The sequence below is a fragment of the Ruegeria sp. CL6 genome (assembly GCF_056536465.1).
Map to the genome: position 1 here is coordinate 1 of NZ_JBQFPR010000017.1, position 10,407 is coordinate 10,407.

Consider the following 10,407-nt stretch of genomic DNA (forward strand, 5'->3'; position numbering starts at 1 on the left):
GCTCTGCTTCAGCGCCTGAGCGCCCAGCGCGAGAGCAACGTCAACGGGATAGTTACGTCTGAACAGCCACGTATGGCCCTTCAGATAGGCATAGCGAATGTGAGCAGACATAGGTCTCCTCCTTTCAAGTTTGGAATGTGGGATGGGTTCAGTTGGTTGAGACGAGTCTGACGATCATCTCGAGTGCCGGTTCGCCGTAGGTTCCAGCCAGAGGGCCAGTCACAGCAAAGCCGGTCACGCAGTCTTCGAACACCTCTTCCACACGGAACAGATGTTCAGGGACGTCATCGAAGGCATGGATGACCACGACGTCACCGGGGTTCAGCTCCAGCTCAGTCATCGTCGGACTTCCACGTCCAGAGGACCGCCAGCAGAACCAGAGCTGAGACAGCGGGGTGAGACCGCGAGACCACCCAGAGCATCGTTGTCAGGACAGCCTTGGGCGGTGGGTGCAAAAGAAAATCCCCGACGAGAACGCCGAGGGCAGACAGGTACTTCATGGATCAAACTCCTGCAGTTGCTTCTTTATTTAGATGCAGGAAGTTCCTCGGTTTTGACTGGAGCAGACGTTCAGGGTTGCTGCGCGAATGGCGGGTTTGCGAACTTTGCGGCCATTCAATATTTTTGCGAACAGCGTCAATTGCCGGAACGGCACGAAAAGCTCGATGGGTCCCGAGGGTCACCACTGCCGTCATACTTTGCGACTTCCGGATAGGCGCAAATGGGTCTGGCCCCGGCTGGCTGAGCCTGACCGTCTAGCCAATACGCGATGATCTCGTCAGGTGCTTCACCCGTTTCCGCCCACTTGTCGATCTCGGTAAGGAAATTCACCCACGACGGGCCGGGGCCTCCAAAGCAATGTTCCACTCCGGGCATCATGAACAGGCGAACATCCTCGGCGGCGCTCGGATCATGCGCGATTACGTCGTCGTAGTAGCCAACCATCGCCAGCCCGGATTGCGCGTTGTCGGACCAGCCGGAATACAACAGCATCTTGCCCCCGCGCCCACGAAACTCAGAAAGATCAGGGTTAGTTGCATTCAAGGTTTCCGCTGCTGCTGAAGAATCCTTCGCGTAGGTTCTGAAATCGAAATTCTCGTATGTCCAGGCCGGGTCGTGATAGACGAAACTCTGCATGATCCCGTTGCCAAAGCTGAAGAAGGCGTTCGGCGAGACCGGAGCCTCGAATCCGCCGGATCCGACGCCTTCCTGAAAATCTCCTTCACCTTCCTGATATTTTAGGCCGCCGGTCAGCCAGCGACTCCAGCCGCCTTCGGCAGTCTCACCTCCAAACGGGAACCCGTAATAAAGTTGATTGCCGTCGGTGTCCCTTGGCCCTTCGTAAACGACCTTGAATGCTGCAACTTCCTCGGCGCTCAAGCAGTCTTCGGATTTTTCAGCATCGCATTGGAGGCTGGACAGGTCGAACTTGCACTGGCGCGGGTCATTGAGAATACCGTCTTCGAGTCCATCCAACCCATCGCAAGCGGCCAGATAGGATGTCTCAACCAATTCCTGGGCCTTCGGACCCAGAACCGCTTGTTCCAAGTCCTTGGGATCAGGGTACATCACCTGATTGATGCTGGTCGCCTGCACCGCAATTCCCGTCCAATCAATGGCGTAGGCGCCAGCGGCAACCGCGTCGAAATCCTCGGGATAGCGTAGAGCGGACATGATTGCCTGACCCCCGCCCCGCGAGCAACCTGTGAAGTAGCTGCGGGCAATCGATGCCTCGTAGTATGAGTTGATAAGGGCTTTGGCTGTGACCGCCGTTCGGTGTACCGCCAGATGCCCGAAGTTGACCAAGGCTTCCAAATCATTGAGGGCCCAGCTGGCGTCTGCTGGGTGGCCCTGATGCCCTGTATCGGTACCAACCGTCGCATAGCCAGATTGAAGTGCTCCGTACAGAAGCGCTGTATTCATCACGGACCCGACAAAACCACCCCCGCCACCCATGACGAATTTGCTGTTCCAATTGTCTGGAAGCAGTAGCTCGAAATGTATCTTGCTACCGATCACACCCTCGACCCTGCAATGCGGCACGGGGTCTGCCAACGGCTCCACCGAAACAAGGCGAAGTTCTGGAAGCGGATCAAAACGCTTTTTCTCGCACTCAGCCTCACTTGCGAGGACCGGAGCTCCCGTCGACACAATCCAGGCGAGAATGAGCGCGCAGGTCCGTTGTATAAAACTGGGATTCAAGAACGGCTGCCAGAGAGATACCAGCATCACATACCTTTTGGAAAATGGTGATTTCTCCGGCACCCTAACACGCGACAGGAACCTAACAACAGACGTAAAGGGTAAGATCAAGGTCCGTTTCGGGCTCCCAACAGCCCTTCGCTGCGCTTAGCTGGAACACTCGCCAAAGCCCCCGTCAGCACCAGCGACCAACCGTCAGCACCCGGAACCAGTCGTCAGCGGTCCAGCCAGCGCCACTGGGCGGTTTTAGCGATATCGTCAGCACCCAGTCAGCACACGATAACAGCCTCTCTAGCGGTCAAAATGCCCCGTGCTCATTCCGCTGACGCTCCATTCCGCCCCCGCAACCGCCCCAGTTTCTCGAGCTTCGCTAAAAAGCCGATAACAATCATCGGAGGGCAAGGATTCCTACCACCCCAGCCAGATCATCAGAACATTGCGAATTACCCATAAGCGTGCAAATTTCACTCGGCTCGTGCAAATCGATGTCAATAAGTTTGTCTACTCACACTGTGTCGAAGATTTACCACCGTCTGTGCATTTCTATTGAAAGCGCAGAACGCTAGTTTTCCTCAGAAAATTGCTGCTGACTTTTTGTATCGAACCTCGGGTGGTTGATGCAAAGGCCGCGTCTAGGGTTCGCTCCAGATTTGTTGGTTCCGTTCCCAGATCTTCTCGCCAATCAGGCAGTCATAGTCTGAGGGTGCGATGTATTGCGCCTTCAGAGCCTCTCCTATTGCTGGCGCTGACCCAATTTCCAGAACCAATTTTCGTCGTACGGCCTCCGCAAAGCCTTGCCAGTCAAGCACCGGGATTACGAATGAACCAGGTCCGCCCGTCACACAGTTCTGATAGTAGACATCAAGATCGTCGAGGTGCCACTGACTCCCCATACCTTCACGGGTCATCAGCGGTAACCCATTTATGGTGATCGACTTCGACAATACTGCCTCACGGGCTTGCAAAACCGGGCGACCCTGATTGTTAGGCCCGTCGCCAGATACGTCGATAACTTTACGCAGACCTTCGAATTTGTTCCCTTCGATCATCCTTGCACCGAAGATCAGGGCCTCAGAGATTGAAGTGCGGCGCAAGGCGGGATCGAAACGCGTGGTCAGAACACCCGCAAACTCATTCAGATCAGCGCGCGTTTCTAACAGCATCCAGTCAACAATAACGTCTTGTGTTCCCGCCCACTCGACGTATGTCAAAGCCACCCGTTGCAAAGGGCCCGACTGAACAGCGGCGAAGACTTCATCCGACATCAAGGCTGCGGCGTAACCCTGCCGCTGAATCTCGAGTTCTCGCTCAGTCATCGACCTTGAAACATCGACAAGAAGGGCCAGTTCCAGATCGACTTCAATTTTCTCAGACGCGACAGGAGTTGCCGAGAGAGAGGCAATTGCGACAATTGTCAGGAACAAGTTACGTAGCATCAGTTATCGGATGGCGCGATGCGCTGTTAAGTCAAGCTTCAAGTGGTTGATCAAGTTTTTGTGGACAAATAGCTCTACAACACGACGGCTTGGTTCAATCGTTGAGGATACGAATGTCACTTCAGCGGAGTTACTGGTATCAGCCCGAAGCAGACCTTGAAATTCGAGCTTTGCAATTCCGGATATGCGGTTTTGCAGCTTTTTTTCCATATCCCGGTCGAACGGTTTTTTTGGCAGTAAAGCGAATGCGGCGGTAACGAGTTTTTTGAACCCAAAGGCAAAAAGAAGCCCGGAAAGGCTGGCAACAAGAAAGCAGGGTGAGCCATTTTCTCCTGAAACTAACATCGTCAACTCAGAGATAGGCAGCCAATCCACGGATCCTGATTAGTATTTTTGCAAGGATTTCGAAGGGTCCTGCTTCGGGGTTATAAACTGTGGCTGAGCCGACCATACCAAGCTGCGCAGCATGAGGTGGCAGATCCTCTGGCCAGTCCAATATGATCAGAACCTCCGAGCTTGACCCAATTGACGCCGCTGAGAGCAGATCAGAACTCACCGGGATCTGTCCACCTGACGTGCCCGGAGAGATTTGGGATACGCTGGAGGTCAGAATCCGTCCCGGCGCCGCATCCAAAACCAGTTCTGCCGGCATCCCGGCCGTCAGTGCAGCTGAGCCGTTCTGGCTGAACACTCCAACCAGACGCAGTGAATCCGTTTCGATGAAGGGCATCACTCCGGCCGAAGATCTGACCTGATTGCCCGGTGACAGGCTTACGGCAGTTACGATCCCGTTCTGTGGTGCGCGTACAATTGTATCTTCCAGATCAAGCAGAGCGGACTGTAAACGTGCCTCGGCTGCATCCAGCGCGGCGCGGCTTTCGTCAAGATCCTGTTGCGAGACCGATAGCCCGGGGTTCTTGTCAAACGCGGATTGCTGTCGTTGTAGCGTCAACGACGCGATCTCCACCGATGCTTGGGCCTCATCAACAGTGGCCTGGTATGGAGCGGGGTCTATTCGGAACAGAACGTCTCCGGCGGCCACGGACTGGTTGGGAGTGACAGGAACCTCTGTAACTTCCCCGCGCACGGAAGGAGCAATCTCTACGACCACGCCCATCACGGCAATCCGGCCTGATGGAGTTGTCGTATTCAATTGGGCAATCACATAGAGGCAAATGCCCAGACCAACCAGAACGGACATGATCTTGCTGAGACGGTTCGACGGCAGCAGCTTCAGCTTGAAAAAGACAAGCCAAAGAAGCCCGAAATAAATCAGCAGAATGAGTACCATGAAACGCCTCTGACTGTCATAAATCTACACATTGAGTTTTTACTATAAGAAGAACTCTGCCCGCTCGACCACCCAGACCATTGCGATCAGGCTGGCGCAGACAGCAACAGCCGCGCGGGAACCGATCCAGATGCGGCCTGGCTGCTTGCGCAGGAACAGAACCAGCGGCCAGATCAGAAGGACAATCATCAGCTGCCCGGCCTCGACACCGACATTAAAGGCCAGCAGGCTGTGCCAGACATTGGGCGCATCCACCCGCAGGATCTGATGCAGCATGAACGAGAAACCGAACCCGTGCAGCAACCCGATGCCCGAGGTAATGGCAAAGGCGCGCACATCGCCGTGCCCCCTTTCAGGCGGCCGCACCGCCATCACGGCGGCGTATATGATCGAAAGGGCAATCAACAGCTCGACCGTGGGTATGAACCACGCACCACTGGGAGCGAAACCAAAGAAGCCCAGGATCAGAGTTACCGTATGACCAAGGGTAAAACCGGTGACCCGCGCCAGAAGGCTGTGCAGGTTGAGCGCTCCAATAATCATGCAGAGCACAAACAAGACGTGGTCAGGGCCTTCAAGGATGTGGCGGATGCCCTCAACAAAGAAGGTCGAGGCCGCGGCAGTCGCAGAACCGGACACATTGACCGGATCGTGCATCAACCCAGTGGCGCGGTAAGTACGAACCTGATCGCCGTTGTAATCGAGGATCAAGTTCGCAGTGTCTTCCTGTCCCGGAAGGCCAGGGTCGGAACTGTAGGACAGGCTGTAAGCACTGACGGGACCAGTGGTATAGCGCAGATGCAGATCGACCATGACGTCGCCCACATAGGTCTCACCGGTTGTCGGAAACACATCACCATCTGCCAACGCGATATGCGCCTCGGACAAAGTAGCAAAGCCCGGCTCCGAGCCTAGCGGATGCAGGCGCAAGGCCTTGATCGATGCGATCTGTGGCTGGCCTTCAACCGAAAGCACAAGTGTTCCTTCGGCCAGCGCAGCCAGCCCGTTCGGGTCATTACGCAGGGCAGTCTGATCGACGTAGTGCATCAGCACATCGTCTTCGATCTGGTTGTATGTATAAGGCGCAGGCGCAGGCAGTCCGTCCGTTCCTTCGGGCCCGACTAGCTCAGCGACCACATAGGACATGGGCATTCGCAGATAGACGTCCAACCCTTCGTCAGAGTGCGTAACATGATGCACCCGCACGTTCTGGTTCAGCTTGAAATGCGCAAGAGCTGCATTTCCAAAGCCAATGATTAGCGCAAAGGCGATAGCGAGATATCTCATGAGCTGGACTCCGTGTCGGGTTCAATAGTCGGGGATTTTGCTTCGATGATGGTCAAACCTGACACCATCCATTGTCCGTCAGACGCAACCACATCCATCAAAGCCCGGTAGTCGATGGCACGGCGATGTTGGTGTCCCCAATGGCCGCCGCTCAAATAAGCAGACCATCTGACAAGAATCTGATGGGTCGCTCCGTCTGCGGCGACCTCTTCAACTCGAATGCGGTCGATTTCATCGACCTGGGCCACGGCCCCTGTCGGCAGCGAGACCGACAACCCGCGCCTGAGTTCAGAACCAACGGGTATGGTGGCTTCGGCGGTAACATATGGCGTGAGTGAGGCGGCGAACTGCGCTGGCAAGACCTCCAACTGAGACGTGCCTAAGTTACGGATAATCTTCTCGGCGACCTGTTCCGCGATTTCCTGCGCACTACGCTCTAACAAGTAAACTCACTGAACGCCGGATTTTTACTCATTTCGTCGACGATTTGGCTCCAGCCAACCATCTTGATGCAATAAAGCTTCGACATCCTCGCGCAGAAAGAGCGGTCCATAGTCCTCGCCGTTTGGCGCAAACCTATTCAATTTCTTTAGCAAAAACCTCCTATAGTGACCAAAGTCGTCTCTAATTGTCTTCGAAGTCACGAAGCGTTTGTGAAACTCCTCAATGTCTCCGATTGAGGCATAGATCCAGTCACCACCGTATTTTGGATGCGGCCTGCGAGTTGCTGGTGTATGGCCGGCAGAAGAAAGCCTTTCAAACCATCCCTGAGTACGTATTCCAACCGAACGACCAAACGCAGCCGCAGTCATCATTGGACAGCCTGTGCGCTCTACCTCTTCGGTCTTCATCGCGTCGATTTCTTCTTTCAGAACGCAAAAAGCGGTGTAGCCTTCAAGATCCACCCGCCGTCCTAGTTGGAGTTTCTGCACTCGCACCTGCTTGATGATAGCGGCTAAACTCAGATTAGTGCGGTTTTTAGCGTCTTGAATCCGCTCCCAGCTCTCGTCAATTGCTTCGATTGACATCGCGAGCTCGTGGAGTTCATCAACCAATGCGACACCATCTGAAATGCGCCAAGGTGACTTTACTTTTGCGTTGGGAATCCGTCGCACTAGGATTTCACTTTGAGCCAGCGATGCAAACTCTCCTTTTGTTGCGCCCATCGCTTGTTGCATGGCGATTGGGCCGACCAGCGTCGGTATTTCAGCCAACAATTCTGCATATTTTACGGCTTCAAAAGTCTTGCGTGCCGCAGGCCTGTCGTCGTCAGAACCAATTGCGCCAGCGTGAACCAGAAACTGCTCAATTAGCGATTGCCCGATGCCTGTTTCTTGAGAAGCCGTAATGATTGAATGCAGTTTCCGTTCCGGTTGCACTATCCCCAATACGGTTTCTCCGGCAGCAACTGGCCAGTGGCGGATGATGCAGTCCCGCAGTATTTTTCGGAATGGGGCGAAGTCAACTTTTTCCAAGTGCGCTTGACCAAAATCAACAAACATACGGCCAAAGGCCTTCTGTGGCCCAGCTTTGGCAGCCTCTGCAAGCTTGGCAAGCTGATCTAAAGCGCCATTGATTTTGGCCTCTCCTTGGCTTGCTGCCTGAAACCCAAGAGCGCGGGCCCTCCGCAACTGCGCAAACTGGTCCAAGTCAGATGAGGCTTCCAACCGTAAGAGCTCTGTCCCAAGAAGCGTGCAGAATGTTGTTGCGGCATAAAGAGTATGGCCGGACAGCCACGTGTCGTCGGCTCCGGTTCGCAGTCGTGAATCGAGCCAATGATCGTAGGGCGATATCTCGACTCGAGGCCGCTCCAACCGGCGTTCTTGGATATCATCCAAAATCGCCGATAAACGAGACGAAAAGTCATATCTTTCTGTTAGGGAATTCCGTTCCCAAAGCTCTACCAACGGGTGTGAGTGCTTGATGCAAAGATCAACTTTCCGAAACTGCCAATCCCCACGCATTGTCATATGAGCAAGAGGTTTAATTTGTTCAATCTCAGCGTCTTCACGTAAACAATGAGGGCAGCCTCGGATTACCGGATTTCTAAGTGAACGAGACCCGAGGACTTCATCCCGCACCGACGAACTAATCCCAAAAATGTTGTTTAGGGAATGAAGCCTTCGTGGCCTAAGTCGGCTTTGTCCGCAACTCGGACATTCAACCAAAAAAACTGAACGTCCACTCCCCAGAAACCGAGCAACCTCCTGCATCTAAATAAAGAAGCAACTGCAGGAGTTTGATCCATGAAGTACCTGTCTGCCCTCGGCGTTCTCGTCGGGGGTTTTCTTTTGCACCCACCGCCCAAGGCCGTCCTGACGACGATGCTCTGGGTGGTTTCGCGGTCTCATCCCGCTGTCTCAGCGCTGGTTCTGCTGGCAGCTCTCTGGACGTGGAGGTCCGACGATGAATGAGCTGGAGCTGAACCCCGGTGACGTCGTGGTCGTCCGCGCCTTTGATGACGTCCCTGAACATCTGTTCCGCGTGGAAGAGGTGCTCGAAGACTGCGTGACCGGCTTTGCTGTCACCGGCCCTTTGGCTGGTGCGTACGGCGAACCGGCTCTCGAGATGATCGTCAGACTCGTCTCAACCAACTGAACTCATCCCAAATTCCAAATCTGAAAGGAGGAGACCTATGTCTGCTCACATTCGCTATGCCTATCTGAAGGGTCATACGTGGTTGTTCAGACGCAACTATCCCGTTGACGTGGCTCTCGCGCTGGGCGCTCAGGCGCGGAAGCAGAGCCTCAAGACCGGGGATCGTAACACTGCCCGTGTCCGAGCCGCTGAGGTCAATGCACAGTTCGAGACGCTGGTGGACCAGGTTCGGTCGCAAGCTGAAGATGCCCTGTCTGCCCCTACGAACACTGCTAACGTTCCTGATTGGGTTGACCAACCAGAGTCGTCTCTCGTCCGTCTCCGGGCCACTCTGGAGGACTCTGGGTGCAATCTGGAGCGGGCACCGGCGCGCCGCGCGCGCTGATCGTTATCGGGGCGGGTCAACTGGATTGCCAGAAACTGGTGTTCGAATTCGACTGACAACACTAGGCTCACTTCGGTGGACGACCTAAGGGAATAATAGGAAATTCCTGCTCGTTCTCGGTACCAAACGACACAGGCCATGTCTCTGGGCCTACTATTTTCTGTCTGGACATCCATGCAGCGGCGATGAACACCAAAACTCCGGCAACAACATCTGCAACATAGTGCGCGCCTTGCCCAAGAATTGCGGGCAACATCGGAATGTTGACCACTACGACGGGCCAGCGTACAGGGGTGTCCCATGCATAAACCAAGACCAAAAGAAGCATCACTGTATGGTAGGATGGGAACGCAATAAGACCGAGTTTTGGTGTCGGCGGCACGGTGCCAGCACCATCGGTGACTAGATGCCACACTTCTGATTTAAAACGTGAATTGTTGACCAATTGAAATTTCGCTTCGGCTTCGGGGGGGAGTGTGTAAAAGATAGCGGGTCCAAAACTGGGTGCGATAATCCAAATGGCGACAGTTGCATAAAGTGCCACAAACGCAGTTAGCAGCATCCGATACAAGGTGCGATCCCGTCCGGTTAGCGAAAGCACCGCAGCCATAAAAACAATCTGAAACAATGATGAAATATAGATGAAGCCCAATGTGTTGGCGATCTTGGGGTTTTCCGAAAGCCAAACCACAAAAGTCAGCCAGTCGTACCCAATCGCACTATCCGCAGCATCCAAAATCGGATCAAGCCATAGCGTGTCCACCGGAAACCGCAGGTAAATTAGGTTCATAGCTCCTGAAAGCAGGGCGATCAGAAAACCCATCGTAATGAAAAGTTTTGCCGATGCCTCAAGCTTCAGGCGAACCCTGAGATAAACGCCAAAGCAAACAGTTCCAAACATAAGTAGAAATTCAAATGTGGCCAGGTAACAATCAATTTCGATACCGCGCACCATCGCGATCAGCGGCCAAAGCACGTTCAGTGCAACAACCATTAGGCCGAGCGCGCATTCCACCGAGTTAATAAATTTGGAGATACTTATCTTGGCTTCAAACATAGTTCCGCTTTGAATTGCTTCATAACAGTTGAAGTGAACACATTCAACTTCACAGTTAAGAACGGAGGGGTGCTTTCGCCGGGCTTTTCAATTGGTACACTCAACAATAGCGGCGGCATTGCCTTTGAAACTGGGTCAAGGCTCTTGACTG

The 10,407-nt window shown here is 54.1% G+C and carries 13 protein-coding genes and 1 pseudogene; 3 read left to right on the plus strand and 11 right to left on the minus strand.

Going from position 1 to position 10,407, the window contains the following annotated elements:
- Positions 1-148: 148 nt before the first annotated feature.
- From ACR0LH_RS21210 to ACR0LH_RS21255, 10 genes and pseudogenes are all read right to left on the minus strand, one after another.
- Positions 149-340, minus strand: a complete 192-nt coding sequence (locus ACR0LH_RS21210) for a hypothetical protein (RefSeq protein WP_170554962.1) — start codon at positions 338-340, stop codon at positions 149-151.
- Complete coding sequence (locus ACR0LH_RS21215) at positions 333-500, minus strand: hypothetical protein (RefSeq protein ID WP_480722365.1); 168 nt, start codon at positions 498-500, stop codon at positions 333-335. The genes ACR0LH_RS21210 and ACR0LH_RS21215 overlap by 8 nt, the downstream gene beginning before the upstream one ends.
- 136 nt (positions 501-636) lie before the next feature.
- A complete protein-coding gene (locus ACR0LH_RS21220; protein WP_480722366.1) occupies positions 637-2,055 on the minus strand; it encodes a tannase/feruloyl esterase family alpha/beta hydrolase in 1,419 nt (472 codons plus the stop codon).
- A gap of 779 nt (positions 2,056-2,834) precedes the next feature.
- Positions 2,835-3,638 carry a DUF1194 domain-containing protein gene (locus ACR0LH_RS21225; RefSeq protein ID WP_480722368.1) on the minus strand — a complete coding sequence of 268 codons (804 nt, stop codon included), beginning with the start codon at positions 3,636-3,638 and terminating at the stop codon, positions 2,835-2,837.
- Between the two features lie 3 nt (positions 3,639-3,641).
- The gene (locus ACR0LH_RS21230; protein WP_480722370.1) at positions 3,642-3,983 is read right to left on the minus strand and encodes a hypothetical protein; all 342 of its coding nucleotides are present in this window, start codon (positions 3,981-3,983) and stop codon (positions 3,642-3,644) included.
- A gap of 7 nt (positions 3,984-3,990) precedes the next feature.
- Positions 3,991-4,929, minus strand: a complete 939-nt coding sequence (locus tag ACR0LH_RS21235; protein WP_480722371.1) for an efflux RND transporter periplasmic adaptor subunit — start codon at positions 4,927-4,929, stop codon at positions 3,991-3,993.
- Positions 4,930-4,971: 42 nt separating this feature from the next.
- Positions 4,972-6,216, minus strand: coding sequence for a HupE/UreJ family protein (locus tag ACR0LH_RS21240; RefSeq protein ID WP_480722373.1), 1,245 nt, complete (start codon positions 6,214-6,216; stop codon positions 4,972-4,974).
- Positions 6,213-6,659 (minus strand): hypothetical protein, encoded by a 447-nt coding sequence (locus ACR0LH_RS21245; RefSeq protein WP_480722374.1) that lies wholly within the window; start codon positions 6,657-6,659, stop codon positions 6,213-6,215. The genes ACR0LH_RS21240 and ACR0LH_RS21245 overlap by 4 nt, the downstream gene beginning before the upstream one ends.
- 24 nt (positions 6,660-6,683) lie before the next feature.
- The gene (locus ACR0LH_RS21250) at positions 6,684-7,865 is read right to left on the minus strand and encodes a hypothetical protein (RefSeq protein WP_480722380.1); all 1,182 of its coding nucleotides are present in this window, start codon (positions 7,863-7,865) and stop codon (positions 6,684-6,686) included.
- A gap of 267 nt (positions 7,866-8,132) precedes the next feature.
- A pseudogene (locus ACR0LH_RS21255) lies at positions 8,133-8,429 on the minus strand (TniQ family protein); the annotation flags it as partial.
- Between the two features lie 33 nt (positions 8,430-8,462).
- Between ACR0LH_RS21255 and ACR0LH_RS21260 the strand changes: the two are divergent.
- The 3 genes from ACR0LH_RS21260 to ACR0LH_RS21270 are packed head-to-tail and all read left to right on the plus strand — an operon-like array spanning position 8,463 to position 9,199.
- Positions 8,463-8,630 carry a hypothetical protein gene (locus ACR0LH_RS21260; protein ID WP_480722376.1) on the plus strand — a complete coding sequence of 56 codons (168 nt, stop codon included), beginning with the start codon at positions 8,463-8,465 and terminating at the stop codon, positions 8,628-8,630.
- The gene (locus ACR0LH_RS21265; protein ID WP_480722377.1) at positions 8,623-8,814 is read left to right on the plus strand and encodes a hypothetical protein; all 192 of its coding nucleotides are present in this window, start codon (positions 8,623-8,625) and stop codon (positions 8,812-8,814) included. The genes ACR0LH_RS21260 and ACR0LH_RS21265 overlap by 8 nt, the downstream gene beginning before the upstream one ends.
- Positions 8,815-8,851: 37 nt before the next feature.
- Complete coding sequence (locus ACR0LH_RS21270) at positions 8,852-9,199, plus strand: DUF6538 domain-containing protein (protein WP_480722378.1); 348 nt, start codon at positions 8,852-8,854, stop codon at positions 9,197-9,199.
- Positions 9,200-9,266: 67 nt separating this feature from the next.
- Here the strand turns inward: ACR0LH_RS21270 and ACR0LH_RS21275 are convergent, their stop codons facing one another.
- The gene (locus ACR0LH_RS21275) at positions 9,267-10,256 is read right to left on the minus strand and encodes a phosphatase PAP2 family protein (protein WP_480722379.1); all 990 of its coding nucleotides are present in this window, start codon (positions 10,254-10,256) and stop codon (positions 9,267-9,269) included.
- Positions 10,257-10,407 lie beyond the last annotated feature (151 nt).